This is a genomic window from Streptomyces sp. NBC_00328 (genome assembly GCF_036139655.1).
Taxonomy (GTDB): Bacteria; Actinomycetota; Actinomycetes; order Streptomycetales; family Streptomycetaceae; genus Streptomyces.
On sequence record NZ_CP108013.1, the window covers coordinates 1,530,276 to 1,556,565 of the forward strand.

23 protein-coding genes and 1 pseudogene are annotated in these 26,290 nt (G+C 71.0%); 10 read left to right on the plus strand and 14 right to left on the minus strand.

Annotated features, from left to right (window positions below; genetic code table 11):
* Positions 1 to 476 precede the first annotated feature (476 nt).
* Entirely contained in the window at positions 477 to 1,202 is a 726-nt protein-coding gene (locus OG485_RS06510; RefSeq protein ID WP_328665034.1) for a GntR family transcriptional regulator, read from the plus strand.
* Between the two features lie 22 nt (positions 1,203 to 1,224).
* On the opposite strand, the gene OG485_RS06515 is transcribed toward OG485_RS06510, so the two are convergent.
* Complete coding sequence (locus OG485_RS06515) at positions 1,225 to 2,079, minus strand: class I SAM-dependent methyltransferase (protein ID WP_328665035.1); 855 nt, start codon at positions 2,077 to 2,079, stop codon at positions 1,225 to 1,227.
* 289 nt (positions 2,080 to 2,368) lie between these two features.
* Between OG485_RS06515 and OG485_RS06520 the strand changes: the two genes are divergently transcribed.
* Entirely contained in the window at positions 2,369 to 3,976 is a 1,608-nt protein-coding gene (locus OG485_RS06520; protein WP_328665036.1) for an alpha-amylase family glycosyl hydrolase, read from the plus strand.
* A gap of 916 nt (positions 3,977 to 4,892) precedes the next feature.
* On the opposite strand, the gene OG485_RS06525 is transcribed toward OG485_RS06520, so the two are convergent.
* Complete coding sequence (locus OG485_RS06525) at positions 4,893 to 5,708, minus strand: hypothetical protein (RefSeq protein ID WP_328665037.1); 816 nt, start codon at positions 5,706 to 5,708, stop codon at positions 4,893 to 4,895.
* Positions 5,709 to 6,017: 309 nt separating this feature from the next.
* Here OG485_RS06525 and OG485_RS06530 point away from each other — a divergent pair, with 309 nt between their 5' ends.
* The gene (locus tag OG485_RS06530) at positions 6,018 to 6,446 is read left to right on the plus strand and encodes a hypothetical protein (protein ID WP_328665038.1); all 429 of its coding nucleotides are present in this window, start codon (positions 6,018 to 6,020) and stop codon (positions 6,444 to 6,446) included.
* Positions 6,433 to 7,044 (plus strand): hypothetical protein, encoded by a 612-nt coding sequence (locus tag OG485_RS06535; protein WP_328665039.1) that lies wholly within the window; start codon positions 6,433 to 6,435, stop codon positions 7,042 to 7,044. Before OG485_RS06530 ends, OG485_RS06535 begins: the two co-directional genes overlap by 14 nt.
* A 200-nt stretch (positions 7,045 to 7,244) precedes the next feature.
* On the opposite strand, the gene OG485_RS06540 is transcribed toward OG485_RS06535, so the two are convergent.
* A complete protein-coding gene (locus OG485_RS06540; protein ID WP_328665040.1) occupies positions 7,245 to 7,517 on the minus strand; it encodes a hypothetical protein in 273 nt (90 codons plus the stop codon).
* A gap of 626 nt (positions 7,518 to 8,143) precedes the next feature.
* Between OG485_RS06540 and OG485_RS06545 the strand changes: the two genes are divergently transcribed.
* The gene (locus OG485_RS06545) at positions 8,144 to 8,545 is read left to right on the plus strand and encodes a COG4315 family predicted lipoprotein (protein WP_326783293.1); all 402 of its coding nucleotides are present in this window, start codon (positions 8,144 to 8,146) and stop codon (positions 8,543 to 8,545) included.
* 1,307 nt (positions 8,546 to 9,852) lie between these two features.
* On the opposite strand, the gene OG485_RS06550 is transcribed toward OG485_RS06545, so the two are convergent.
* Together OG485_RS06550 and OG485_RS06555 are read right to left on the minus strand one after the other, a co-directional pair.
* A complete protein-coding gene (locus tag OG485_RS06550; RefSeq protein ID WP_328665041.1) occupies positions 9,853 to 10,677 on the minus strand; it encodes a hypothetical protein in 825 nt (274 codons plus the stop codon).
* A 77-nt stretch (positions 10,678 to 10,754) separates the two neighbouring features.
* The gene (locus OG485_RS06555; RefSeq protein WP_328665042.1) at positions 10,755 to 11,402 is read right to left on the minus strand and encodes an RNA polymerase sigma factor; all 648 of its coding nucleotides are present in this window, start codon (positions 11,400 to 11,402) and stop codon (positions 10,755 to 10,757) included.
* Positions 11,403 to 11,455: 53 nt separating this feature from the next.
* On the opposite strand from OG485_RS06555, the gene OG485_RS06560 reads away from it, so the two are divergent.
* Positions 11,456 to 11,641: a hypothetical protein gene (locus OG485_RS06560; protein WP_328665043.1), complete on the plus strand. Its 186-nt coding sequence runs from the start codon at positions 11,456 to 11,458 to the stop codon at positions 11,639 to 11,641.
* 498 nt (positions 11,642 to 12,139) lie between these two features.
* On the plus strand, positions 12,140 to 13,174 hold the full coding sequence (locus tag OG485_RS06565) for a C40 family peptidase (RefSeq protein WP_328674252.1): 1,035 nt from the start codon (positions 12,140 to 12,142) through the stop codon (positions 13,172 to 13,174).
* Between the two features lie 167 nt (positions 13,175 to 13,341).
* On the opposite strand, the gene OG485_RS06570 is transcribed toward OG485_RS06565, so the two are convergent.
* From OG485_RS06570 to OG485_RS06590, 5 genes are all read right to left on the minus strand, one after another.
* Entirely contained in the window at positions 13,342 to 14,634 is a 1,293-nt protein-coding gene (locus OG485_RS06570; RefSeq protein WP_328674253.1) for an RNA polymerase sigma factor, read from the minus strand.
* A complete protein-coding gene (locus tag OG485_RS06575) occupies positions 14,625 to 14,966 on the minus strand; it encodes a YciI family protein (protein ID WP_328665044.1) in 342 nt (113 codons plus the stop codon). The genes OG485_RS06570 and OG485_RS06575 overlap by 10 nt, the downstream gene beginning before the upstream one ends.
* Positions 14,963 to 15,709: a nuclear transport factor 2 family protein gene (locus tag OG485_RS06580; protein ID WP_328665045.1), complete on the minus strand. Its 747-nt coding sequence runs from the start codon at positions 15,707 to 15,709 to the stop codon at positions 14,963 to 14,965. The genes OG485_RS06575 and OG485_RS06580 overlap by 4 nt, the downstream gene beginning before the upstream one ends.
* Before the next feature lie 94 nt (positions 15,710 to 15,803).
* Positions 15,804 to 17,057, minus strand: coding sequence for a cytochrome P450 family protein (locus OG485_RS06585; RefSeq protein WP_328665046.1), 1,254 nt, complete (start codon positions 17,055 to 17,057; stop codon positions 15,804 to 15,806).
* 77 nt (positions 17,058 to 17,134) lie between these two features.
* Complete coding sequence (locus OG485_RS06590; RefSeq protein ID WP_328665047.1) at positions 17,135 to 17,968, minus strand: alpha/beta fold hydrolase; 834 nt, start codon at positions 17,966 to 17,968, stop codon at positions 17,135 to 17,137.
* 129 nt (positions 17,969 to 18,097) lie between these two features.
* Between OG485_RS06590 and OG485_RS06595 the strand changes: the two genes are divergently transcribed.
* From OG485_RS06595 to OG485_RS06605, 3 genes and pseudogenes are all read left to right on the plus strand, one after another.
* The gene (locus OG485_RS06595) at positions 18,098 to 18,547 is read left to right on the plus strand and encodes a MarR family transcriptional regulator (protein WP_328665048.1); all 450 of its coding nucleotides are present in this window, start codon (positions 18,098 to 18,100) and stop codon (positions 18,545 to 18,547) included.
* A 428-nt stretch (positions 18,548 to 18,975) separates the two neighbouring features.
* Complete coding sequence (gene rho, locus OG485_RS06600) at positions 18,976 to 20,118, plus strand: transcription termination factor Rho (RefSeq protein ID WP_328665049.1); 1,143 nt, start codon at positions 18,976 to 18,978, stop codon at positions 20,116 to 20,118.
* Between the two features lie 89 nt (positions 20,119 to 20,207).
* Positions 20,208 to 21,065, plus strand: a pseudogene (locus tag OG485_RS06605) (D-alanyl-D-alanine carboxypeptidase family protein); the annotation flags it as partial.
* Between the two features lie 59 nt (positions 21,066 to 21,124).
* On the opposite strand, the gene OG485_RS06610 reads toward OG485_RS06605, so the two are convergent.
* From OG485_RS06610 to OG485_RS06625, 4 genes are all read right to left on the minus strand, one after another.
* Entirely contained in the window at positions 21,125 to 22,600 is a 1,476-nt protein-coding gene (locus OG485_RS06610; protein WP_328674254.1) for a glycosyltransferase 87 family protein, read from the minus strand.
* A 206-nt stretch (positions 22,601 to 22,806) separates the two neighbouring features.
* Positions 22,807 to 24,213, minus strand: coding sequence for a polyprenol phosphomannose-dependent alpha 1,6 mannosyltransferase MptB (mptB, locus tag OG485_RS06615; protein WP_328665050.1), 1,407 nt, complete (start codon positions 24,211 to 24,213; stop codon positions 22,807 to 22,809).
* A 101-nt stretch (positions 24,214 to 24,314) separates the two neighbouring features.
* Positions 24,315 to 25,256 (minus strand): glutaminase, encoded by a 942-nt coding sequence (locus OG485_RS06620; RefSeq protein ID WP_443048664.1) that lies wholly within the window; start codon positions 25,254 to 25,256, stop codon positions 24,315 to 24,317.
* Positions 25,257 to 25,417: 161 nt separating this feature from the next.
* Positions 25,418 to 26,254 (minus strand): undecaprenyl-diphosphate phosphatase, encoded by an 837-nt coding sequence (locus OG485_RS06625; protein ID WP_326789437.1) that lies wholly within the window; start codon positions 26,252 to 26,254, stop codon positions 25,418 to 25,420.
* Positions 26,255 to 26,290: the final 36 nt, after the last annotated feature.

The window sequence follows — 26,290 nt, forward strand, 5'->3', positions numbered from 1 at the left end:
CGGGCCGGGCGAATCGTCACACTCGATTCGGGAACGAACCGTCCCTGCACGGCCGTTGAACCTGGCGAGAGGATCGGATGGACTTGCTGCCGCATCCCCTTGGGCCTGCTGACAGACTTTCCCTTGGGCCTGCTGACAGACCTTCGGTCCGGGGCCCGCGCGATCGGCGCCCGGCCGGGGACTTTCGGACACTATGAGTGGGGCGGGTCTCGCTATCTCGCGGCCCCGGAGACAGGGGTGCGCCGAGATGCGTGGCTGGTCGGGCGGGCCAACGCATCGCCCTCGGCCCAAGGATGTCCGCACGCGAGGACGCCGCGGGCGGAGCCCTCCGAGCACGGCGCCGGGCGACCGGGAGCGCGGGCGGAATTCGGCCGAAGTCCTTGGACGCCCTTTGCTAGTGGTTTAGACCAATGCTACATGTGGTGGCGCACCGAGCTCACACGGCTACTTCATGTCACCATGCAGGAGGCGCGGACATGGCCCGCACCACCCATCCGACCGACCACGAACCGCTGTACGCGCGGATCGCCGCACAACTGCTCGGCGAGCTGCGCGACGGGATCATCCCGCCCGGAGAACGACTGCCGGGGGAACGCGAGTTGGCCAACCGGTTCGGCGTCAGCCGGGAAACCGTACGACAGGCGCTGCACAGGTTGCGGCGCGACGGTCAGGTATCCACCGACCGGCGCGGCAGCCATGCGACGCTGTCCGGCACCGGCGCCGAGCACGTCCCGTCCCTCGACTTCCCCGTCGGCGCGCACACCGGCGAACCCGACGGGTGCCGGCGGACCACCGTGACCTGGGAGACTCCTCCACCGGAACACGCGGAGGCCCTCGGACTCGCGCCGCTACGGGCGACGTTGGTCCACCGCTACGAGTCCGCCGCGGCCGACGGCAGCGGACTGCGCTCGGCCGTGACATCGTTCTCCGACATCGCGGTGACGGAGGTGGAGGAGCTCGCCCGCTACCGCGACCGCGCGGACGGCCACGCCTCGGCGCAGCTGTCACGCGCCTACGACTGGATGCGCAAGGCGGGCCTGACCCTGCATCACCGGGACGCCATCACCAGGCTCCCGCAGTCGGTACGGGTCACCCGGCGCGTGCACGACCAGTACGACCGCCCCCTGGAAATCACCGACCTGACCGTGGCTGCCCAACAGGACGCCCTGGTCTACGAGTTCACGCTGCCTGCGGCCAAGTGAACCTGGGGATCGGCGAACAGTGTCACGCGGCGCCGGCGGGTCCTGCCGGGGTGTCCTCACGTGTGGCCACGACCATCCGGGCCCGCGGGCTGCCGTCCCGTCGCCGGCCGAACTCGTTCAGCGCGTGAAGCTCCGTCCGGAATCCGGCCCGCGCCAGCTCCCGCTCCACGTCGCCCAGTCGGAACGTGCGGTAGTACATGACGAAGGTCGGACGCCGGACGGCGTTGCGCACCCGCATCACCGTGTCGAAGCCCAGCAGGGCCCAGTACCAGACCGAGCCGGGCCGCGGCGGAGCCATGACCGGGAACGCGAAACGTCCGCCCGGGCGCAGGACGCCGTGGACGCCGGAAAACAGGCCGGGCAGCTCATCTGGCAGAAAGTGTCCGAAGGCACCGAAGCTCACGACGAGGTCGAAGGCCGGCCCGAAGGGCAGGGCACGGGCGTCGGCGCGCACGAGGGCAACCGTCGGCGGCCGGCCCTCGCCTGCCGTGGACGGCCGGCCGTCGCCCGCCGGGGACGGTCGATCACCAGCTGCCGGGGACGGTCGATCACCGGTCGCGGGGGACGGTCGCCCACCGGCCTCGAGCCGCGAGCGCCCGACCGCCAGCATGCCGGTGCTGATGTCGACGCCGGTGACGCTCTCCCGGCACAGCTCCCGCAGGACCTCCATGCCCGCGCCGGTGCCGCAGCAGAGGTCGAGTCCCGCGGCGAACGGCCCCATCGGCGCGAGGGCGCTTCCCACGGCTTCGAGGATCGCGTCAGGGGTCCGGAACGGCGTGTGGTCGAACTTGGGCGCGAGCAGGTCGTAACCGCGTTCGATCGACGAGAGTGCCTGCACGGTCAGTTCGCGGAGGGTGGGACCTTGCGGGGAGAACATCTCGCCGAGCTTAAGGGTTACGGGCAGCGGGCAGCGCCCGCGTGGACGGCCGCGGTCGCGGCGCGGTCGGTTCGGATCGCCGCCGCCGTCACCCATGACGCCATCGTCGGCCGGGTATCGGCCGGGCCGCCTGGCACGACGCCCTCCCCGGGCCGGGACACCCGCGACCGGGGCGGGCACCCGCATCCGGACCGGGGCAGCCCCGCGTCCGAGGCAGGGAGGCGACCAGCGGCCGAACGGCGGCCTGTGGGGCAGCGGACGCCCGGTGCGCTGATCTATCGTCACCGGCATGACCTCGTTCCGCCCCGCCCCCGCCTGGCTGGCCGACGCCGTCTTCTACCAGATCTATCCGCAGTCGTTCGCCGACTCCGACGGTGACGGCATCGGCGACTTCGCCGGGATCACCGAGCGCCTCGACCACCTCGCGTGGCTGGGCGTCAACACCGTATGGCTCAACCCGTGTTTCGTGTCCCCGTTCGGCGACGCCGGGTACGACGTCGCCGACTACCTGCGCGTCGCACCCCGCTACGGCTCGTACGACGACCTCGCCCGCCTCGTCGACGAAGCGGGCCGCCGCGGGATCCGCGTCCTGCTCGACCTCGTGGCGGGCCACACCTCAGACCAGCACCCCTGGTTCCGGGCCGCGATGGACGATCCGGACGACGACCGGTACATCTGGGCACCCGAGGGCCGTCTCCCGGACGGATTCGTCCCCTCCCCCGGGACCCGCCCGGGGGCGTACCTGCCGAACTTCTTCGCGTTCCAGCCCGCCCTCAACTTCGGCTACGGGCGCCCCCGTCCGGACGAGCCCTGGCGCCTGCCGGTCGACGCACCGGGTCCGCGCGCCAACCGCGCCGCGCTGCGCACGGTGATGGACCACTGGCTGGGCCTCGGACTGGCCGGCTTCCGTGTGGACATGGCCGCCTCGCTCGTGAAGGACGACCCGGACAAGCGGGAGACCGCCGCGGTCTGGACGGAGTTGAGGCACTGGCTGGACGGCGCGCACCCCGAGGCCGTGCTGCTCTCGGAGTGGGGCGAACCCGAGGTGTCCGTCCCGGCGGGATTCCACGCGGACTTCTTCCTCCAGTTCGGCGGCCCCACCGACGGGCTCGCCCTGCGCTCGCTGTGGAGCAACGGCGAGGGCACGGTCAACGAGGCCTGGGACCCGCTCGACTGCTTCTTCGACGCCGAGGGCCGCGGCTCACCGCGCCCCTTCTTGGAGGCCTGGCGCGGTGCGGCCGACGCGCTCGGGGAACAGGGGTTCATCGCGCTGCCGACCGCCAACCACGACTTCTCCCGTCTCAACTGCGGCCCCCGCACGGCCGGTCAGCTGCCCGTCGCCTTCGTCTTCCAGCTCACCTGGCCGACCCTGCCGGCGATCTACTACGGCGACGAGATCGGCATGCGCTACGTTCCGGGACTGCCCGAGAAGGAGGGCAGTGTCCTGGGCCCGCGCTACAACCGCGCGGGTTCCCGTACGCCGATGCAGTGGGACGAGGGCCCCAACGCCGGTTTCTCCACGGCCCCTTCCGACCGCCTGTACCTCCCTCTCGACCCGTCCCCGGAGCGCCCGACGGTCGCCGCCCAGCGGGCCGACGACACCTCGCTCCTGCATCTCGTACGCCGCCTGGTCGCGTTGCGCACCGGCACACCGGAACTGGGGCCGGCCGGCTCGGTCGAGGTGGTTCACGCCGGATACCCGTTCGTGTACGTGCGAGGCGGCCGGTACCTCGTCGTGGTCAACCCGCGTCGGGAACAGGCGAGTTGTGTCGTCGAGTGGGCCACCGGCCTGCGCTCCCTGGAATCGGACGGCGTCGGGATCGACGCCGGCACGGTGAACGCCCGAGGATTCGGCTACGGCGTGTTCGAGCTCGCAGACGCACGGCGCGGATCCTGACCGACCGCCGTTCCCGCCCCGCGCCCCGGCGGCTGAGCCGACGCCCGGCCCGCCCCCGTCACGGCGGGCGGGGCCGGGTCAGCCTCCCAGGCGAAGGCAGGCCAGCCAGACGTCCGGGGTGCTGGGGACGGCTTCCTCCGCGGGTGAAGCGGTCCGCGTGGGACCGACCGCCTTCGGCCGTGCGCGGCGGGCGAACAGCAGGCGAAGTGCGGGAAGCCGTGACGGGGATACCAGGGCTGACCTGGATACCGGGGCTGACGGGGTCGTGGGGGCCTGAGCGATCATGGGAGAGAGCCTCCTGGGCTGGGGGGTCCGGTGTGTACGTGCTCCCGCCCGATACCGGCCAGGAGCGCTGCTTCACCCCACCGACGAAGAGCCCCTACGCCGATCGACACTCCGCGAGCCGCTTCTCCAGAACGTTGCCTCCTGTTTCCCTGAGCACCCCTCTTTTCCTCGTCCATACAGGTCAGCAGGTGCGGCGCCATCCCGACCGCGTTGATCATTCACGGGGTTTCACCGTCCTTCCGGACCCAGATCGGCCCCAGAGAAGCCCCGTCGGCAGGCTGCCCCGGCTTCAGCCGGGCGGACTTCCGGCTGAAGCGCCGGGCACGAAAGCCCCCCATCGCAGACCCCTTGCGCCGCAAGAGGCCCTACCCCCTCCAGGGGCAGGGCCTCTTGCGGCCGTCTTATCGGCCCTCGTCGAGTCGCTAAGGAAAGGCCAGCTAGTGCCCCGGCAGGCAACGTTTGCCCGTCAAGGAGCGGCGTCCGGTGCGTGCTCTCGGCGTGCCGGGTGCAAGCCCTCGTACTGGACGTACTTGGGCTTGTGCCCGGTGCGGCGAGTGGGGGTCCCCCTGCTCGAAGAGCTCGGGGGAGCGTGCCGGGCGTCGCGACGGGGCGAACGTTGCCTGCCGGGGCACTAGTCCGCGGAGGCGACGGTGTCGGCGTGCCGGGCCTCCATCGCGGCGATCACCCGCTGCCGAGCCACCCGCCGGGCCAGCTTGAGCCTTCCGTCGGCCAGCAGGAGGGGCACGTACCAGATCCAGCCCCACACGCTGTACGAGACAGTCCCGCTCAGTACCAGCGCTCTGTTGGTGGCGAGGACGAGCACGAACGTGGCGACGTATGCGGCCACCCGATGACGGACCATGAGCCGGAGCGGGGCCCGCCACGGACCGGCCAGCAACTCCAGCGCGGCCGCCACCTCGGCGGCCCGCAGGTCCTCGGGATGCGCGGGCGCCTGCCCGCCCCGCTCCAGCGCTTCTGCCACATCAGCGCTGTGGGACGTCAAAGCGGCCCGCTCGGCCCGCACGGTGGCCGTCCTCTCCCGTACGTCCTGCCAGTAGCCGCGCCCGGCCCAGCCGAGCGCGTCCTCCACCCGCGCCGCTTCTGGCGAACCCGCCGGAGCCAGGACAGCGATCCGCTCCTTGAGCACGACAGCTCGACCGCTACGCCCCGGGTACGTCCAGCCGTCGGCCCGCAGGCACAACTCCAGGTAGGAGACGAGCAGTCCGAGGTCGTCGGGCCACTGTGCGAGCCCGGACTCGTAGGCCTTCTCCGCCTCGGCATCGTGGTCGTCCTCATCCTCCGCCGCGTGTGCCAGGCCGAGCCACCGGTAGAGCACCGGATCGGGCCCAAGCTCCTCCAGGCCGGCTTCGGACAGCTTCCGGACCTGCGTGAACCCGCCCACAGCGAAGAACTCCTCGCAGCGGTCCGCGCATTCGTCGTGCGTCATGCTTCCCACCCCAGTCGATCAGTACGGCCACTCTCAGCCACACAAATCCACTGGTCAAGGCAATGTCAGCGGCTGTCAGGAGTTCGTTGACCGCTACCGCTTCAGCGTCAGAACCAGTGCTGCCAGTCCGTCCACCAGCACGTGCGCATGCCGTCCTCCGGCAACATCAAGGACCGCGTTGTCAGTGGGCCTGCATAGGGTGACCGTCAAGATCACCGGCTGGTGGAGGCCGAGGCTGTTCGAAGTGATCCCGGGGACGTGCTGGTGAGTTGGTGGACCAGGAAGCCGGAGTCGCAGCGTGCGCGGTGGGTGCTCGAGCCGTTGGTGGGGGTCGGGCCGTTGCAGTTCGGGATGAGCCCGAATCAGGTCAAGGAGGCGCTGGACGGGGCGGTCGCTTCCGTTTCACGCAGCTCGCAGAACGGGCTGTGTTCGCAGCGGTACCGGGATGTGGGCGTGACTGCGGTCTACGGGCCGGGGCCGCTTCTGGTCGCCGTGGCGGTCGATGCGTTGTCCGGGCCGCAGGTGCGGGTGGGGGACGTCGGGCTGATCGCCCGGGTGCCGTCCCAGGCGCGTGCTGACATCCACGACCTTGCCCGGCGGGTGGGGGTTTCGGTCCGGGTGAACTGGAGCGGTGATCCGGAGGTGGCGGCCTGGGGGTTGCCCATGGGTGCCGCGCAGGACTGGGGGTTGTCGCCCGACGGGTACGCGGAGCCGGGGGGACGCAATGATCACCGATGACCTGCTGGTCGGCCCCGCGCTGGCCGAGGATCCGTACGCGGCGACGCCGGTCATCCGGTGGCACGACGTCCGCGATGTGGAGACGAACTCCGGCACGTGGCCGGTGACTTTGGACCGGGACCGGCCCCGCTGGGACTGGACGGCGCTGGAGCGGGTCGGCCCGCTTCGGTTCGGGATGACCACGCACCAGGTGGCCGCCGCGCTGCACGGTGAAGTGCCGGCCAACCGCCGGGGCCGGCACCAGTGGTCACAGCACGGGGCCGGCCAGTGGTATTTGAGCGAGGAACGGTTCGACAAGGCCAGGGTGAGCGCCCACTACTGGTACCCGGACGGCGTTCCCGCCCTGGCTGCCGTGACCGTGCACGGGCACACCGGGCTCCAGGTCGAATGGGACGGCATCCCGTTGATCGGCCGGAAGGTCTCCGAGGTCGACGCAGAGGTGATCCGGCACATCGAGGAGCACGGCCTGGGCTGGCTGGTCCACTGCGACGGCGGTCCGGGACCGGAAGAGCTCACCATGTCCGTGCGAGCCACCCGAGCCGGAGACACCGTCGTCAGCGGGGCCCGTTTCTTCGCACCGGACTGGGAGAACCACTGACACCGCACGGCCAGCTGCCTGGCCCCTTGAGGTGAGCCTCTCACGGCAAAGCCCGCACGCGGCGGCGCATGTTGCCCGGCCTCACGGCGTCGGCACGGTAGAGGGGTCAGGGAGGCAACCCGCCTCCCCCGGTCCGGGAAGCCGTGTCTGCCCGCATCCGAGGGCGGACGCCGGGGAGGACACCGCACGGAAACCACGCTTCAGGAGCAGTTCCACTCCTCGCTCGGCAGCGCGTGCCACAGGTCGAGCCAGTCGTGGAGCAGGAAGAGGGGGCGGGTCAGGACGGCGTCGCCGGCCCGCTGGGAGCGGATCGCCAGGCCGAGGTCGGCGAAGACCGGATCGCCGGCGACGCTGTACGCCAGACTGCCGGGCCGTGTCATGCGGTGGACAAGCCAGTTCTCCACATGGGAAGGCGTGCAGCCAGTCAGCGGGGCCGCGTCCAGTCTCACCTGGGGGCCGGTGAGGGCGTCCACGGCGACGCACCCCAGGCGTCCAGGGCGGCGCTGTCGCCGAGGAAGGCGTCCGCGTCGTAGACCTCCAGGACGCGGCGGCCGGGGGTTGCGGTGACGTGACGCGGCAGTGAAGAGGGTGCCCTTGTACTTACCTGCGAGCCTGCCGGCGTAGTCCTGGCGGACGCTGGAGTGGTAGTTGTACCCGGCCTGGCCGGGTGCGTCACCACCATGCGGATCTGCGATGCCGCCGCTCTGCAGGACGATGCCACTGCAGATGACACAAACCCTTAGTCACATTTCGTGACAATTTCGATCCCCTCCGTCACCACCTTCGTGGCTCCGCGATGAGGTCTCCAGTCTGCGGGTCCGGCATGACTTACCCGTTGACTGGGCCGCTCACCAGAGTCTTGGGTGAACGACCGACGCTGTGGCCAGCTCGTCGGCTTCGGGGTGTACTGGGAGATGTGCGGCGCGCGCCCACGAGCGGAGGCCGCAATACACTCTCCGAGGCGATTCTCGTGAATAGACACACCAGAGGATTCATCGCCGCCACTGGATCGGCGCTTCTCCTGTCCGCGACGACCGTCGCGTACGCCCAAGGCGACAGCCACAGTTCGGCAAGCGGTGCACACGCAGCGGCGCCGGCCGTGAGCACTTCGTCCTCCGCGACGGTGTCCACCAAGTCCACACCGCTCGGCAAGATCCTGGTCAACGGCAAGGGACACACCCTTTACCTTTTCCAGTCCGACCAGAAGAACAAGTCCACGTGCAACGGGGACTGCGCCAAGGCCTGGCCGCCGTTGAAGGCGAACGGAAAGACGATCGCCAAGGGCGGCGTCAACAGCAAACTTCTCTCGGCCATCACGCGCAGCGACGGCTCGAAGCAGGTGACGTACAACGGTCACCCGCTCTACACGTTCGCCGACGACACAAAGGCCGGGCAGACCAACGGCCAGGGGATCGACGCCTTCGGCGCCAAGTGGTACGTGCTGGGTACTGATGGCAAGCAGATCACCAAGCAGTCGTCGTCACAGAGCGGCGGCTACTGACCAGCCCACCTGGCACAGCTGTTCGATCCTGTCACTTGTCCACACCTCCCAGGACAGTGGTGAGGACACGCACTGTGGCGGCTGCGGGTCCTCACCCACAACCCCACGACGGCAGCACGAGCGCTGCCGCAGCAGGCGGTGGCTCACGTCCCGCTGACGGGCGGGGCCGAATCGGCCCGGCAGCAGCAGTCAGAGCTCCTGGCCGGAGTGCCTGGTGCGCGATGGTGAGAGCGCGTGCCGCATCGCCACGCTTCTACCGGCGTCCGCCCTCAGCCTGATCGTCAGGCGCCCGATGTCGAGATGCGGTGGCGTTGTTTCAGGGAGTGCCGCAGCTGGTGGCTCCGCCGGGGCAGGTGACGCTGCCGTTGGACGCCATGCCCGCGATCCCCAGCACCAGGACGACGAGAGCCAGGATGATCACAGGTACGTTGCCTGCAGCCCAACCGTCTTGCTCGCGTGGAGGTTTCGGAGCGTTGGGCTGTGGGCTCACATTGTCGCGTGCGGGTTCGGCACCAGGGCCGCCATTCCCCTCTGTCACCATCGCGTCACCCGTCGTCGTTGTCTCTTTCACGATGACACGGCATCGGACCTCACACGTCAAGCCCCGCGCCGTGCGGGCTCTCCGAGCAGACGTCCGTCCACGGGACGGTGAACGCCATCGGCCGCACCCCGCAGCCGGGACACGATCGGGGGTGGCCCCGGCTGCGCACGAACTCCGTCAACTCCTGCACTTGGGCGCGGCCTTGGCAGCCGCCATCGACCGTCCGTACACGTGCACCCTTCACCGGCAAGGCAGGCGCCGTGTCACACGGCACCGATCTCGGCTTTCCCATGGTCAGTTGCCCCCCACCCGCAACCCTGCCGAGGCCGTCGGCGCCCCCTCGTCCACCGCTTCCCTGCCCGCCCGCCGGCTGACTGCCGGGCGGGTGGGCCGGGGCGGTGGTGGTACGCGGCATCGGTCGGCCGGCCTGTCGCCGCCGCCTTCGACAACGGTGAGCAGCCGTCGTAGCCGGACTACAGGTGGCTGAGAAGCCTCTCCAGATGGGCTGTCAGGTTCTTGTGACGCCGTAGTTCACGGATCCGCTCGACAGGCAGCTCGCGCCAGTTGCTGCCGAGAGCACCGGCGTCCGCCCGATCTGCACGGCACTCGATGATCTTCGCTCCAGGCCGTAGGCACACCGAGACCGACGACCGTTTACTTGCGGGAACGCCTGTCGATCCGGGCGAACTCATCCTCAGCGCCGGCGAGACCGGCGCGCAGTCCTTCGGCTTCGCCGGGCAGCAATAAGGTCGACCGACTGGCCCATTTACCGGTTGTTGGTGAACTGCGGGTCCTTCTCCTGATTGTAGATCTCCTCACCGGACGCGTTGTAGGCATGGACGTAGGGGCTCGGGCCCGCATAGTGCGAGCCGGGGTTGTCGACGGAGAGAGCCGCCGCGTAGACGAACGCGCCGCCTGCCATGACCGCCGGGTACTGCTTCGGATTATCGCCGTAGCTGATGGCGATCTTGGCAATGTCGGACGTGTAATGCCCGGCGCCCAACATGAGATATCGCCCCTTGCCGGTGGCCTCGCTAATGGAGTCGAAATACTCGATCGTACGACCGGTGCCCCACAGGCGATTGTTGATGAACGTGGGCGGGGAATCCTGACTGTTGCCCTTGTCGCCCTTCGACTGGCATTGCACGTACTGATCGGCGGAGTTGACGGCGACGACCACACCGTCCCCGTCCCGCGAGGCGACGGGAGCGCGGGCCGCGACCACCGCGTGGTAGCTCGAGGCATCCGAGCCCAGGCAGGAGGCCAGGATCTTGGCGACGGTCCCCGCGTCGATCGGGCTCGTCGTCCCGCTGGTGACGGCGAACGCGTCCGGGGTGGAAGTCGTGCGAGTCGACGACGGCGCCGACCCGGCTCCGGCCGACGTGGAGCCACGCGTTGTGATCGGACTCGGTGGCGCGGCGACGCTCGTCGGGTTTCCGGCAGGACCGGCGAGAAGCGGCTTGGCATCCCCTACCCCGCTGAAGACGGCCACGGCCGCGACGCTCACCGCCGCGACGCCGGTGGCAACACCCAGCGGCACTCCCCACCTGCGTCGCAGCGAAGCACGGTTGTCCTCTGGACCGATCTTCATCAGTAGCTCCTCTCGGGTCCGCCGGTGGTTCGGCAGATCACGATCGGAAGGAGCCGCGGGAATGCCCGGCATGTCATTCATCGTGCGACCTCTTCCGCGTTGACGGGACTCCTCGAACTGAATGACGCCGGAACCGTGGATCTGCCGACGAGGTCGGCCCCCAGCCTCCGCCGCGCCCGGTGCAGTCTGGACTTCACGGTTCCGACCGCCACCTCCAGCGCTGCCGCAGCCGCCTGCTGATCCAGGCCCGACCACACGCAGAGCTCGACGACCTCGCGTTCGTGGCGCGGCAGCCGAGCCAGCGCCCGGTGGATCTCCGACATACGACGCTCGTCGTCGACCAGGACGGCGACGCGGTCCGCGTGGTCGCCCACCGACTCGTCGTGCGAGACGAGCCGGCGCAGCAACGCCTCGGCCCGCCTCAGCCGCCGCCTGGTGTTCGACAGCAGGCGGTCGGCGATGCCCAGCAACCACGGCAGGGCCGAGTCGCGGTCCAGCACCGTCTCCGATCGCCGACGCCAGGCATGCAGGAACACGGTCGACGTGAGGTCTTCGGCCTCGGACCAGTCGGCCGTCCGCCGGAACAGGTGGTTGTAGACGGTCTTCCCGTGACGGTCGAAGATCCGACCGAACGCCTCCCGGTCGCCGTCGACGGCCCTCGCCCACAGTTCTCGATCAGATATCCCTCCGACCGGTACGGCGGGACCAGCGTCATTCAGTTCCATGCCCTATACGTGTCCGGCAACCGGCCGAAGGTTCCCGCTGAACCAGATCCGCTTTGACGGACTCGGATCCAACCGGCCAGAGCGACGGTGCCGGTTGGAGGCAGACGGCGCTGCCCCTGCTGCCGGAGGAGTGGTCGCCCGAACAGATCGTCGGGCACCTGCGTCTGCGTCACGGGGACGACCCGCGGACGCAGATCACCCACGAGACGATCCATCGGACGATCCACACCACCCGCTGACAGGTGGTCCCCCGCGAACTGTGCAGGCGCGTTCGAACCGGCCGCCCGATCCGGAAGAACAAGCGCCACACGGTGAAAGGCCAGTGGCGTTCACAGATCACCGACGCCCGACCGATCGAGAAGCCGCTCCGGCAGTATCTGCCCGAAGGAACAAACCTGTCGACGTTCAGCCAGGACGAGCTTGACGCCATCGCGACGAAGCTCGACAACCGGCCGCGCGAGTGCCCGGGATTTCGCACATCAGCCGAGAGTGTCGCCTTGACCGGTCGAATCCAAATCAACACCTGCCGCCTAACCGGCAACACCCTGAAGGGAGCCGTCACTCGTCTCTGTCACTCAACATCCGGCATTACAACGCCACTTGCTCTAATGAAGACTGAGTCACTACAGTCGCCACCCGAACCTTTGCTCGGTTGTTCACTCGCCGGGGTGACAGCAAAGGATCACCGCTCGTCGGCGTATTCGGCAGGCGGCCGAAAGAAGAAGGAGCTCGCTTTCGTGGCGTCCCACCGTCGACCCAAGCAGCCGAGCCGCACCCGTGTGGCCGTGCTCACCACAGCCGCCGCTGCCGCCGTTGCCCTCAGTGCCAACGTCGCCAATGCCGCGCCGTCCGAGAAGCCCGACAAGGACGAGGTCAAGACCAAGGTCGACAAGCTCTACCAGGAGGCCGAGCAGGCCACGGAGAAGCTCGACGGCGCCCAGGAGAAGCAGAAGGAACTGCAGAAGGAGATCAACTCCCTGCAGGACAACGTCGCCCGCGGCCAGGACGCGCTCAATCAGCTCCGCGACGGCCTCGGCTCGATGGCCAGTGCCCAGTACCGCACCGGCGGCATCGACCCCTCCGTGGCGCTCTTCCTCTCCTCGAACCCGGACGACTTCCTGGACAAGGCCTCGGCCATGGACCAGCTGACCGCTCAGCAGGCCGAGTCGCTCAAGAAGGTCCAGGAGAAGCAGCGTTCGCTCGCCCAGCAGCGTGCCGAGGCCTCCGTGAAGCTCAAGGACCTCGCCGACACCCGGACCGAGCTCGCGAGCAAGAAGAAGGAAGTCCAGAGCAAGCTGGGCGCGGCGCAGAAGCTCCTGAACACGCTGACGGCGCAGGAGAAGGCGGCGCTGGCCACCCAGGACCAGCAGCGGGCCACCCGCGCCGCCGAGCGGGTCGACCTCGGCACCACCAAGGCCGCCTCGGGACGCGCCGCCGCCGCGTTCGCCGCCGCCCAGAGCGTGATCGGATCACCGTACGCGTACGCCCACTCCGGCCCCAGCACCTTCGACTGCTCGGGCCTCACCTCCTGGGCGTACGCCCAGGCCGACGTGACCATTCCGCGCACCTCGCAGGCCCAGGCCAACGCGGGCACCCGCATCTACTCGCAGAGTGATCTACAGGTCGGCGACCTGGTCATCTTCTACGGCGACCAGCACCACGTCGGCCTCTACGCCGGCAACGGCCAAGTGCTGCACGCCCCGCACACCGGCGCGTTCGTCCGCAACGAGTCGATGGCCAACATGCCCTTCCAGTTCGGCGTCCGAATCTGATCCGTGCCTCGGTCCGGGGCTGCGGTGCGGTCTTGGTTCACGGGGTTTCACCGTCCTTCCGGACCCGGATTGGACCCGGAGAAGCCCCGCAGGGGGGCCTGCCCCGGCTCCAGCCGGGCGGGCTTCCGGCTGAAGCGCCGCACGAAAGCACCTCTACCGCAGTGCCCCTACGCCGATCGACACTCCGCGAGCCGCTTTTCCAGAAATCTCCGCTCGGCCGCGTTCTCCACCCGTGCGAGGGCCCTGTCGTACGCCTCGGCGGCCTCCACCGTGCGTCCGGCACGGCGCAGCAGGTCCGCGCGGGTGGCGGGCAGCAGGTGGTACGCGTCCAGCTCGCCCTCCGCCTCCAGTTCGGCGACCAACGCGAGCCCGGCGTCGAGGCCTTCGGCCATGCCCACGGCGACCGCCCGGTTGAGCCGGACCACGGCGGAGGGCACGAAGCGCCGGAGCTCGCCGTAGAGGCCGGCGATGTCGGCCCAGTCGGTCTCCTCGGCCGTGACGGCGGTGGTGTGGCAGGCGGCGATCGCGGCCTGGATCTGGTACGGGCCGGGGCGGCCGCGGCGCAGGGCGGTCTCCAGGAGTGCGGCGCCCTCGTCCGCCTCGGACGTGTCCCAGGCGCTACGGTCCTGGTCCTCCAGCGTGACCAGGTCGCCGGAGGCGTCGACGCGGGTACCGCTCCGGGCGTCGTGGAGCAGCAACAACGCCAGCAGCCCGAGGACTTCGGGCTCGTCTGGCATCAGGCGGGCCAGGACACGGGCGAGGCGGATCGCCTCGGCGGAGAGGTTCGCGCGCACGAGATCGGCGCCGGCCGTGGCGGCGTACCCCTCGTTGAAGAGCAGATAGAGCACGCCGAGGACACCGGTGGTGCGTTCGGGCAGGAGGTGCGCGGGCGGTACGCGGTAGGGGATGCCCGCGTTGCGGATCTTCCGCTTGGCGCGCACCAGCCGCTGTGCCATCGTCGCCTCGGGGACGAGGAAGGCGCGCGCGATCTCCGGCGTGGTCAGCCCGGCCAGGGTGCGCAGGGTGAGTGCCACCCTGGCCTCGATGGCCAGCGCCGGATGGCAGCAGGTGAAGATCAGCCGCAGCCGGTCGTCGCCGACCCCGCTCCCGTCGCCGGAATCCGGGTCGTACAGGTCGTACGATTCGTACGCGTTGTACGGGTCGTACGGCCCCTCGTCGCGTGCCGACACCGCCACCTCCCGCAGTTTCCGCGCGCCGACCGCCTCGCGGCGCAGCACGTCCAGGGCACGGTTGCGGGCGGTCGTGGTCAGCCAGGCGCCGGGGCGGCGCGGTACTCCGTCGCGCCGCCACCGGTCGAGCGCCTGGGCGAAGGCGTCCTGCGCGCACTCCTCGGCGAGGTCCCAGTCGCCGGTCACCCTGATCAGGGTGGCGACGACCTGGCCCCACTCCTCACGGAACGCGGCCGCGACCGCCTCCTCGACTCCGTCGTTCACTCCCAGAGCGGCCGCACCTCCACCGAACCGCCGCCCAGCGCCGCCGGATGCCGGGACGCGAGCGCGATGGCCTCGTCGAGGTCGGCGACCTCGATGATGTCGATGCCCGCGACGTACTCCTTCGATTCGACGAACGGTCCGTCGCTGAGCAGGACTTCGTCACCCTGGACCCGGACGGTGGTGGCGTCGGAGGCAGGCCGCAGGCGGGTGCCGCCGATCACGGTGCCGCGCTCGCGCACCTCCTGGACGTACGAGGTGAACCGGGGGTCGTCGGCGAGCTCCTCGGGGCCGAGTTCCTCGCCGTCGGCCGGCGTGCAGATGAACAGGGCGTACTTCACGACCGTGTCTCCCCGGCCGGCGGGCGGCCCGCGGCGGACGGCACGGACGTGTGCTCGTGGACGATCTGCCAGCGGTCGCCGGCCGCGCGGTAGCCCGTGGTGACGCGTGCGGTGGTGTCGAGAGTGGTGCCGTTGACGAGCGGGGCGCGCAGACGCACCAGGGCGTGGCTGAAGGCGACGCTCTCGTCGATCCGCACCCGGAAGTCGAGCACCTCACGGTCGGCGGGGCCTGCGAGCGTCGCGAACCACTGTTCCTGCGCCTTGCGCAGGGCGTCGGCGCCGCTCTGTTCCATGCCGCCGACGGGGTGGAACACCTCGACGTCGGGGGCGTAGCAGGCCATCGCCCGGTCGATGTCACGTTCGCGGAGGGCCTCGGTGAGACGGCCGTCGAGGCGGCGGATCTCTCCTTCGGCGTCCTCGTCGTCCCAGAACGCGCGGATCTCCACGGCGCCGATCGTCGCGACGGGGTGTTTCGCGGCGGCCTCGATCGCCTCCTCCATGTCGGCGCAGTCGAGGATGTCGAAGCCGGCGACGTACTCCTTCGTCTCGGCGAACGGCCCGTCGGTGCGCAGCACTTCGCCGTCGCGCACCCGGACGGTGACCGCGTCGGCGGGCAGTCGGAGCCGGTGGCCGTGCAGCCGGACGCCACGCTGGGCGCCCAGTTCCTCGACCCACGGTTCGACGGGCGCCATCCCGGAGGCGTCGGCGGTGTCGTCGCCGCAGACCAGCAGCATGTACTTCATGGTTCCTCCTGGTACTCGTGAGCTTCCTACACCCCACCGACGGACGGCGCCCCGGCGAATCGACAGGCGGTGAAATCTTTTTTCTCGAACGCCGTCAGACGCGGGAGGTGCCGGGCCGCACGGGAAGGACCTGGACGCTGTTGCCGACGAAGCTGGTCTGCCGGGTGAGTTCCGCCTCGGACACGGCGAGGTCCAGGTCGGGGAAGCGGGTGAACAGCCGTTCCAGGGCGATGGTGGCCTCCATCCGGGCGAGCGGGGCGCCGAGGCAGTAGTGGGCGCCGTGCCCGAGGGAGAGGTGGCGGACGGCGTCGGGCCGCCGGGAGCGGGTGATGTCGAAGCGGTCGGCGTCCGCTCCGTGGGCGGCACGGTCGCGTCCCGCGGCCGAGTAGCCGGCGAGGACGGGCGTGCCCCGGGGAATGACGGTCCCTTCGACGGTCAGGTCCCGCACGGGGTAGCGGAAAGGGAAGTAGCTGACGGGGGCGTCCCAGCGCAGGGTCTCCTCCACGACGTCCCCCCAGCTCGATTCGCCCTTTTGGACGGACTCGAGCTGGTCCCGGTGCCCGCACAGCGCCCGTACGGCGTTGGTGATCAGGTTCAGGGTGGTCTCGTGCCCGGCGATGATCATGAGTACCAGGGTGCCGATGAGTTCCTGCTGGCTGAGCCGGTCGCCCTCCTCGTCCCGGGCGGCGATCAGCGCGCTGGTGAGGTCGTCGCCGGGGTTCTCGGCGCGGGCGGCGGCGACGGCGCTCAGCACGGCCACCAGTTCCCGGTTGGCGGCGACGGCCTGCTCGGGGCCGATGTCGGTGGCGACGACCTGGTTCGTCAGATGGTGGAGCCGGTCGCGGTACTCGGCGCCGACACCGAGGAGTTCACCGATGACGCTCATCGGCAGCGGGAGCGCGAAGTGCTCGCGCAGGTCGGCCGCTCCCCCGCCCTCCTCGGCCGCCGCGTGCAGGCCGTCGAGCAGCCCGGCGGTCAACTCCTCTATGCGGGGACGCAGTTGCTCGACCCGTCGGGCGGTGAAGGCCTTGCTGACGAGGGAGCGCAGCCGCCGGTGGTCGTCGCCGTCGGCGGTCGTCATCCCCTGCACGGTGGCGAAGGTCATGAGCGGCCAGCCGGCGGCTATCCTCCCCTCGCGCAGGGCCGTGAAGTGCCGGGCACCCTTGGCGACGTCCGGGTGGGCGAGGAACTCCTTCAGCGCCTCGTGCCCGAGCACCACCGCGCCTTCCACCGCGCCGGGCAGCTCCACCGCCGCGACGGCTCCCCGGGCGAGCAGCCGCTGGTTGTCGGCGTGCGGGCAGCCGCCCGCGGGGTCCGGACGGTGCGGTGTGCCGGCCGAGGTGTCCACCGTGTTCTCCTTGCTGCTGGGCCGAGTTGACGGTCGTACGACCCCGTCGGCGTCGTACGACGATCGATTGTGCCTGCTCAGATCAGCATGCGCAGCAGCTCGGCGAAGCCCTTCGGGTGGGTCAGGTTGCCGTTGTGACCACCGGGGAAGTGGACCGGTGCGACACCGAGCCCGGCGGCGAGTTCCTCGGCGCAGCGGTAGTCGAACACCTGGCGTGGCGTGGTGCGTCCGGCCGCCGGGACGATGCGGACCGGTCCTCGCCCGAGCGCGGCGATCTCCTCCTGTCCGAGTTCGGCCCGGCACATGGTCAGGGCGTCGTACTCGATGAAGAAGGTGAAGTTCGCCTCGCGGGTGGCGTCCAACGGGGGCATTCCGGCGCCTGGTTCGACCTCCTGACGGGCCGGGTCGATGCCGAGGATCTCGCCGATCCTGCGCACCCCGGCGATCCACCCGTCCTGGTGGAAGACCTCACGCATCTCGTCCAACTCCCGCCGCGCGCGCAGCTTCTCGTCCTCGGGCAGCATGCCGGGGATGGCGGGCTCGTGGGCGACCAGGACGCTCAGCCGCTCGGGCCGCCGCCGGGCGAGCCGGAGTCCGATGACGGCGCCCATACTGCACCCGAGCATCCGCGCGGGACCGTCGGCGAGGTGGGCCAGCAGCCGGTCCACGTCGTCCACGTGCTCGTCGAGCGTGGCGCCGCGGGCCGGGTCGTCGAGAACGCTGCGGGACAGTCCGCGCCGGTCGTACGTCACCACGGTGTACGCGTCGACGAGGTGGTCGACCATCGTGTCGCTGCGGTTGGCGTCGCCCTCGCCGCTCTGCGACACGAGCAACAGGGGCCCGTCACCGCGCACTTCGTAGTGGAGGGCGGCGCCGGGGACGGACAGTCGGCCGGTTCGGGTGGCAGGCATGACGGGCTCCTCGGCTGGTCGCTCGCGTACACCGCTCGATGTCGCGTGCCCCGAACGTACTCCATCATTTTTGATACATCAAGAGAGATGCATTATTCCTGATGCATCTCGCTTGATACGATCCGGGCCATGAACGGAGCGGAACTCTTCCTTCTCGGCCGGACCCTGATGAAGATCGGCGAGGAGGCCATCCCCGCCGAGGGGGCCGGACGACGGTCCACGAGCACCCGGTCCATGCTGATCGTGATGCTCGACGTGTACGCCAACCCCGACACGACGGTCGGCGAGGTCGCCGTCCGCACGGGCCTGCCGCAGAGCGCCGTGTCCGCGTGCGTGGCGCGTCTCAGGGAGGCCGGCTCGGTCCTCACCGCGACCGACCCCGCCGACCGCCGCCGCTCCCTGATCCGGCGCAACCCCGAGATCACCGGCCGCCGGGCCGAGGTCGTGGCGACCCCGATCGACGCGGCGCTCGGCGCCGCCCTCGGCACCGAGGACGGCGCGGCGATCACCGAGACGGTCGACCTCCTGGAGCGGCTCGCCGAACGGCTGTCTCCGGACGTCCTCGGGCGCCTGCGCTGACGCCGGGGCATCGCCGTCAAGACCACGCCGGCTCGGAGGCGATGAATCCGGCGGAGGCCCGAACAGGCACGCCACCGGCCCGGACAGCCTTCAGCGGTTCGCGCCAACCCGGGCCGCACACCGGGCCCACGACGCACTGAGACCCGGATCACACCTCAACCACCCCAACCGGTGGTACTCTGCCATCAGCACTCGTGTACGCCACTCTTCAGGCGCCGGTGCCAGTTCCTTTCTCCCGTTGTCACGCCGTCGATTCCGACGGGCGGACCGGCTTCTCTGCACCGCCTCCCGCACACACCCGGGGATCCCTCCCGTCGTGTCCGAGGTGATGTTCCCGCCGCAGCCACAGGCGCGCCCCGCGCCCTGCCTTCGCGGCCTCCCCCTTCCTCACGCATGCCCATGCGATCCCGTCCCCGAGAGGACACCTCATGACCACCACCACACTCGAACACCCTCCCGTACAGCAGCGGCCCCAGGCCCGGACCGCCACCGGTGTCCTCGACATCGACGGCAGCGGGAAGGGGCACCTGCGCTCCCCGAACCTCCTTCCGTCACCCGACGATCTCCAGGTCTCCCCCGCGCTGATCCGCCGTCACGGCCTGCGCAAGGGCGACACCGTGGAAGGTGTCCGCGGCGGGTCCCGGACCCTCACCGAGGTCGAGCGGATCAACGGCCGCACCCCCGAAGAGCTGCGCCGCCGCCCGCACTTCGGCGACCTCACCCCGCTGCACCCGCGTGACCGGCTCCGGCTGGAGCACCCGGCGAGCGGACCGGCCGGACGGCTCATGGACCTGGTCACGCCCGTCGGCAAGGGCCAGCGCGGCCTGATCGTCGCCCCGCCCAAGACCGGCAAGACGGTGCTGCTCCAGCAGATCGCCGCCGCCGTGGCCGGCAACCACCCCGAATGCCATCTCATGGTGGTGCTGCTCGACGAGCGGCCCGAGGAGGTCACCGACATGCGGCGCTCCGTACGCGGCGAGGTCTACGCCTCCACCTTCGACCAGACGCCCAGGCAGCACATCGCGCTCGCCGAGCTCGTCGTCGAGCGGGCCAAGCGGCTCGTCGAAGCGGGCCAGGACGTCGTGATCCTGCTCGACTCGCTCACCCGGCTGTGCCGGGCGCACAACAACGCGGCCGCCGCCGGCGGCCGCACCCTGAGCGGCGGAGTCGACGCCGCCGCCCTCCAGGGCCCCAAGCGGGTCTTCGGCGCGGCGCGCCTCGCCGAGGAGGGCGGCTCGCTCACCATCCTCGCCACCGCCCTGGTGGAGACCGGTTCCCGCGCCGACGACTTCTTCTTCGAGGAGCTCAAGGGCACCGGCAACATGGAGCTCCGGCTGGACCGGACCCTGGCCGCCCGGCGGGTCTTCCCTTCGGTCGACATCACCCCCTCCGGCACCCGCCGCGAGGAACTCCTGCTGTCGGCGGCCGAGTCGACCGCGGTACGAGGGCTGCGCCGGGCCCTGCTGACCCGGGACGGGCAGACCGGCCTGGAAACGCTCCTGGAACGGCTGCGCGCCACACCGGACAACGCGACCTTCCTGCGCCACATCCAGCCCACCCTGCTGTCCTGACCCGCCGCGCCTGCGGCATCCGGGTGCTCGACGGCGCCGCTCGGCCCGGCCACCCCGGCGTGTCCCGCGTCCGTTCCTACGTTTGCGGTATGACCATCGGATTCTCATTCCGGACCGTCGCTTCTCGCTCCGCGGTCGCGCGGACCGCCCTGACCTGTTCCGCCGTCTGCGCGGCCGGTCTGCTGGCCGCGGCGCAGAGCCCGGCCACCGCGCTCTCCGACGCGGGCCCCGGGGCGCCCCGGCCCGCCGCGCCGCCGCCTTCGACGCTCTATCAGCAAGGCACACAGGTACGGCCCCGGGCCGACGCGCCCGAGGTCCCCGACGTCTCCGCGCTGTCCTGGGTGGTGGCCGACGCCCGCACCGGCGACGTCCTCGGCGCACACAACGCCCACCGCAGACTGCCGCCCGCGAGCACCCTCAAGACCCTGTTCGCCCTCACCGTCCTGCCGACCCTGCCCGGCACCACCCTGCACACCGTCAGGGAGCCGGAACTGGAGGGCATCGGCGCCGGCAGCAGCATGGTCGGCGTGGCCGAGGGAATCACGTACCGCGTGGCGGACCTGTGGCGCGGTGTCTTCCTCAACTCGGGCAACGACGCCGTGCACGTCCTCGCCTCGATGAACGGCGGCTGGACGAGCACCGCCGCCCAGATGCAGGCCAAGGCCCGCTCCCTCGGCGCGAACGACACCCACGTCGTCTCGCCCGACGGATACGACACACCCGGGCAGGTCTCGTCGGCGTACGACCTGGCGGTGTTCGGGCGGGCCGGACTGCGCAACCCCGACTTCGCCCGTTACTGCTCCACCGCCGAGGCGATGTTCCCCGGCGAGGGCAGCTCCACGTACGGGATCCAGAACACCAACCGGCTGCTCACCGGCGCCAACGGGGTGGAGCGGTACCCGGGTCTGATCGGTGTCAAGAACGGCTACACCACCAACGCGGGAAACACCCTGGTCGCCGCCGCCAGGCACGGCACGCGCACCCTCGTCGTCACGGTGATGAACCCTCAGGCGGGCGGCGGACTGGCCGTGTACGAGGAGGCGCGCTCGCTGCTCGACTGGGGCTTCGCGGCGGCCGGCCGTGTCGATCCCGTGGGGACACTGCTCGACACACGTGCCGTCCCCGCGGCCGGACCCTCCGCCCCCTCCGGACCCGCCACGCGCCCCGGTCGCGCGGCCCGGCCCGCTACGACCGCCCGGCCCGACACCGCCCAGCCCGTGAACAGCGCACGGCCGATGGCCGCCGCGCCCCCCGAGGACCAGGGGCTCGGCTGGTCCGGCGCGGCCGAGATCGCCGGGGCCGCCGTGCTGGGAGCGGCGGGCGTAGCGCTGGCCCTGCGGCTCAAGGCGGGCCGGTCGGGGCGCGGCTGACCCACCGGCAGCCACAGCAGCAGCCCGAGTGTGATCCACGCATACGTGTTGCTGCCGAGGAAGCCGTCGAGGCCCGAAGCGTCGTCGAACCACAGCCACACCACGCTGCTGCACAGCACCGCGTACAGGGCCGCCGCGAGCCGCAGCCGGCGCCGCCGCAGCAGCACGGCGAAGGACGGCAGCAGCCAGACGAGGTGGTGCACCCAGGTGATCGGGCTGACGAGACAGGCGGCCAGCCCGGTCAGGGCGAAGGCGGCGATCCAGTCCTCGTCGGCGAGGGCACGCGAGGTCCGCCGCGCCCAGACGCACAGGACCAGCAGGGCCAGCGTCGCCCACAGCGCCCTGCTCGGCTCCTCCGGTGCCACGAGCCGTGCCAGCACCCCCTGAAGCGACTGGTTGGAGACATAGTCCAGACGCCCGATGCGGGTCGTGTCCCACAGCGCGTCGGTCCAGTAGAAGCGCGAGGCGTCCGGCATCGCCCAGGCCGCCAGGGCGGTCGCCGCCCCGGCGACGGCGGTAGCGACACCGGCGGGCCGCCGACGGCGGCCGAGCAGCAGCAGCACGATGAACAGCGCCGGGGTGAGCTTGACCGCCGCGGCGAGACCGATACCGACGCCCGCCCAGCGGCCCCGCCCGCGCGACAGCAGCCAGGCGTCGCTCAGGACGAGGGCGAGCAGCACCAGGTTGACCTGGCCGAAGCTGAAGGTGTCGCGGACCGGTTCGAGCAGGGCCAGCAGACAGGCCGCCAGAGCACAGCCGAACCAGCGGTAGCGGCGCAGTTCGGGCCCGGCCAGGATGCCCGTGACCAGCGTGAGCGCGGCGAGATTGAGCAGCAGGGCGGCGGCGATCGCCGCGTGCAGCCCGACCAGGGCCATCGGCAGCATGCCGAGAGCCGCGAACGGCGGGTAGGTGAAGCCGTACGTTGTTCCGGGCACCCGGTAGTCGTAGATGCTGCCGCCGTGGTGGACCCAGGTGTCGACCGCCCCGTAGTACACGCGCAGGTCGAACCAGTCGCGCAGCAGGGGCACGGTGGCCGTGAACACGCCGACGACGACGGCCAGTCCGAGGACGAGGAGGAGTCGCCGACGGTCGGTGGCGAGCAGCGCCGCCATGCCGCCGGAAACCCGCCCGGCGCCCGGCGTTCTCGCTCCCGTCGTGCCTGTCGTGCCCTTCACCGTGCTCCTCGTGCGGCTCGTGCTGCTTGTGCCGCTCGTGCTGCTTGTGCCGCTCGTGCTCATCGCCCTCGTCCCGATCGCCCCGCTCGCCTCCCCCGTACCACTCGTCCCGCCCGGGTCCGTGCCGCGCTCCGTGCCGTCCGTCATGCCGTCCGCTCCAGTCCCGGTGCCTGCGGCTGTGCCGCCTGGCGGGCCTGCAGGAGCACGACGAGGGCGAGCAGGCCTCCGGAGACGGCGAGGATCACCTGTCCGGCGTCCGCGGGCGAGCCGCTGGGCAGCACCGCGAGCGCGAGCACCGCGCTGGCGGCCGCGACCCGCCCGCGCACCGAACCCGTGGGCGCCGCCGCCGCGATGAGGAACAGGCCCCACAGCGCGTACCACGGCCGGATCGCCGGACCGAACAGCGCGACCGCGGCCAGGCTCAGGCCCAGCGCGTAGACCGGGTGCGGGCGCAGCCGCAGCCATATGAACAGCAGCAGTCCCACGGTCGCCACGAGTCCCGCGGCGTGCCAGACGGGCATCGCGAACGGCGCGAGTCCGCTGCCGAGCTTCTGGAGGAGGGCGCCGGTGGCGCGCCCGAGGACGCTGGTGGGGGACCAGTTGTGCGGTGAGACAGGGGTCTTCAGGGCGGCTATCCAGCCGTAGCCCGTACCGGCCACCGCCGTCGCGGCGACGGTCGTGGCGGCCGCGACCACGACGGTGGTCGCCGTGGCCCGCGCGATGCCCCGGTGCCCCTGTCCGCGCCCGCGCAGCGCGATCACCGCCACCAGGCCGAGCGCGGCGGGCGCCTTGACGAGGGCCGCGAGGGTGACCAGGACGATGCCCGCGAGGGGCCATCGGCCGCGCGCGGCCACCAGGCCGACGCCGAGCAGCCCGAGCATGATGGCGTCGTTGTGCGCACCGGCCACCAGGTGCAGCAGGACCAGCGGGTTCAGCGCGCCCAGCCACAGCGCGGCGGCCGGATCGGCGCCGCTGTGCCGGGCCAGGCGGGGCAGGGCGGCCGCCATCAGGGCCACACCGAGCAGGGCGACCACGCGCATGCCGAGGAGTCCGGCCGGTATCTCCCCGCGGGTCAGCGACGACAGTCCGCGGGCGACGGCGAGGAAGACCGGGCCGTACGGGGTCGTCGTCGTCTGCCACACGGGCGCCACCTCGTCGGCGAGCGGGCCGCCGAGCCGGGCGGGGCCGTAGGCGTAGACGTCGATGTGGGCGTCGACCATGGCGCCCTGCGCGAGATAGCTGTAGACGTCCCGGCTGAAGAGGGGCGGCGCGAGCAGCAGCGGTGCCGCCCAGGTGGCCAGAACGAGCAGCAGGGAACGCGGGGTCGGCGGTTTCGGCCCGCGCACGACGGTGCCCAGCAGCGCCCAGGCGGCTATCAGCAGGACGACACCGAAGTACACCCCGACCAGGCCCAGTACGGCCCGCCCGGACCCGGGGGCGATAAGGTCCCGCGCGGGCAGGGCCCCCGCGGTCTCGCCGCCCAGCGCGAGGACGGCGGAACCGGCCAGGCCCAGGGCCTGGCAGCGGCGGAGATCGACGGGGAAAGCCATGGCCAACACTCCGCAAGCGTGTCAACGCCGGGTGGCCGGAAGGCGACGTGGCGCTCTCCGGGCGGGGTCAGGAGCGTGACCTCCGTGTGGTGGGGCGCGCCTCAGAACACCGACAGGCCGGTGAGGGTCGTGAAGCGGTCCAGGGCCGCCACACCGGCCACCGAGTTGCCGCGTTCGTCGAGACCCGGGCTCCAGACGCACAGGGTGCACCGGCCGGGCACGACGGCGATGATGCCGCCGCCGACCCCGCTCTTGCCGGGGAGCCCGACCCGGTAGGCGAAGTCGCCCGCGGCGTCGTAGGTCCCGCAGGTCAGCATGATCGCGTTGATCTGCTTGGCCTGGCTGCGGGAGAGCAGCCGGCCGCCGTCGGCCCGGATGCCGTGCCGGGCCAGGAATCCCGTGGCGAGGGCGAGATCGGCGCAGGAGGCGGCGATCGAGCACTGGAGGAAGTACTGGTCGAGCAGGTCCGGCACCGGGTTGTCGATGTTGCCGTACGAGGCCATGAAGTGGGCGAGTGCCGCGTTGCGGTCGCCGTTCGCGGTCTCGGAGGCGGCGATGCCCCGGTCGAAACCGAGCTCCGCGTTGCCGCTCTCGGCCCGCAGGAACTCCAGCAGGACGTCGGCCGCGTCGCCGGTCCGGGTCTGGAGCCGGTCGGTGACGACGAGGGCTCCGGCGTTGATGAACGGGTTGCGCGGGATGCCGTTCTCGTATTCGAGCTGGACCAGGGAGTTGAACGGGTTGCCGGAGGGCTCCCGCCCGACGTGCTCCCACAGGGCGTCGCCCTCGCGGGCCAGGTCGAGGGCCAGGGTGAAGACCTTGGTGATGGACTGCGTCGAGAACGGCTGCCGCCAGTCCCCCACGCCGTACACCGTGCCGTCGAGCTCCGCGACGGCCATGCCGAAGCGGCGGGGGTCGCAGGCGGCCAGCGCCGGGATGTAGTCGGCCGGTCTCCCGCGTCCCGGCGTCTGCGCGATCTCGGTGGCGACGCGCTCCAGGATCGGCTGGAAGGTGTGGGAGGACGGGTACGGCGATTTCCCGGGCATGATCGCCATTGTGCCGTCCGCCCCGTCCCGCGGCCCGGCGTCCTGGTCGGACGGGGCGCGGGGAACAGCACAGGGGGCGCGGAGCCGGAATCCGGCTTCGCGCCCCCTGTGAGCGGACCGTTCGTGCCCGGAGCCGGTTCGCACCGGCGCCCGGAGCGGTGTCAGCTGTCGATGACGCCCGCGCCGAGCAGTCCGAAGAGCAGCACGCCGATGACGATGCGGTAGATCACGAAGGCGTTGAAGGAGTGCTTGGCGACGAACTTCAGCAGCCAGGCGATCGAGGCGTAGGCGACCACGAACGACACGAGGGTGCCGGCGATCAGCGGAGCGGCGCCCACACCGGTGCCCAGGGCGTCCTTGAGCTCGTAGATGCCCGCGCCGGTCAGGGCCGGGATGCCGAGGAAGAAGGAGAGCCGGGTGGCGGCGACGCGGTCCAGGTCGAGGATGAGGCCCGTCGACATGGTGGCGCCGGAGCGCGAGAAGCCCGGGAAGAGCAGGGCGAGGATCTGGGAGCTGCCGACCAGCATCGCGTCCTTGAACGAGACGTCGTCCTCACCGCGCTTGTGACGGCCCATCTGGTCGGCCGCCCACATCACGCCACTGCCGACGATCAGCGAACCGGCCACCACCCACAGGGAGGCCAGCGGACCCTCGATGAGCTTCTTGGCACCGAGACCCACGGCCACGATCGGGATCGTCGCGTAGATGACCCACCAGGCGAACTTGTAGTCGTGGCTGTGTCGCTCGTTCTTGTCGCGCAGGCCACGGCCCCAGGCGGAGACGATCCGCACGATGTCCTTGAAGAAGTACACGAGCACGGCGGCGATCGCGCCGACCTGGATGACCGCGGAGAAGCCGACGACGGCGTCGTCGTCGACGGGGATTCCCATCAGGCCCTCGGTGATCTTGAGGTGGCCGGTCGAGGAGACGGGAAGGAATTCGGTCACCCCCTCGACGACTCCGAGGACGACGGCCTGACCGACGTTGATGACGCTCATGGGATCCAGTTCTGAAAGTTGGTCGACAGTGCTGTA

Coding starts and splice junctions, on each gene's coding strand:
- OG485_RS06515 (WP_328665035.1), bottom strand. CDS start 2,079: ATGTTCTCCCCGCAAGGTCCCACCCTCCGCGAACTGACCGTGCAGGCA.
- OG485_RS06610 (WP_328674254.1), bottom strand. CDS start 22,600: ATGGCGGCGCTGCTCGCCACCGACCGTCGGCGACTCCTCCTCGTCCTC.
- OG485_RS06555 (WP_328665042.1), bottom strand. CDS start 11,402: ATGGAACTGAATGACGCTGGTCCCGCCGTACCGGTCGGAGGGATATCT.
- OG485_RS06510 (WP_328665034.1), top strand. CDS start 477: ATGGCCCGCACCACCCATCCGACCGACCACGAACCGCTGTACGCGCGG.
- mptB (WP_328665050.1), bottom strand. CDS start 24,213: ATGGCTTTCCCCGTCGATCTCCGCCGCTGCCAGGCCCTGGGCCTGGCC.
- OG485_RS06550 (WP_328665041.1), bottom strand. CDS start 10,677: ATGAAGATCGGTCCAGAGGACAACCGTGCTTCGCTGCGACGCAGGTGG.
- OG485_RS06595 (WP_328665048.1), top strand. CDS start 18,098: ATGAACGGAGCGGAACTCTTCCTTCTCGGCCGGACCCTGATGAAGATC.
- OG485_RS06580 (WP_328665045.1), bottom strand. CDS start 15,709: ATGAAGTACATGCTGCTGGTCTGCGGCGACGACACCGCCGACGCCTCC.
- rho (WP_328665049.1), top strand. CDS start 18,976: ATGACCACCACCACACTCGAACACCCTCCCGTACAGCAGCGGCCCCAG.
- OG485_RS06520 (WP_328665036.1), top strand. CDS start 2,369: ATGACCTCGTTCCGCCCCGCCCCCGCCTGGCTGGCCGACGCCGTCTTC.
- OG485_RS06625 (WP_326789437.1), bottom strand. CDS start 26,254: ATGAGCGTCATCAACGTCGGTCAGGCCGTCGTCCTCGGAGTCGTCGAG.
- OG485_RS06620 (WP_443048664.1), bottom strand. CDS start 25,256: ATGCCCGGGAAATCGCCGTACCCGTCCTCCCACACCTTCCAGCCGATC.
- OG485_RS06590 (WP_328665047.1), bottom strand. CDS start 17,968: ATGCCTGCCACCCGAACCGGCCGACTGTCCGTCCCCGGCGCCGCCCTC.
- OG485_RS06535 (WP_328665039.1), top strand. CDS start 6,433: ATGATCACCGATGACCTGCTGGTCGGCCCCGCGCTGGCCGAGGATCCG.
- OG485_RS06525 (WP_328665037.1), bottom strand. CDS start 5,708: ATGACGCACGACGAATGCGCGGACCGCTGCGAGGAGTTCTTCGCTGTG.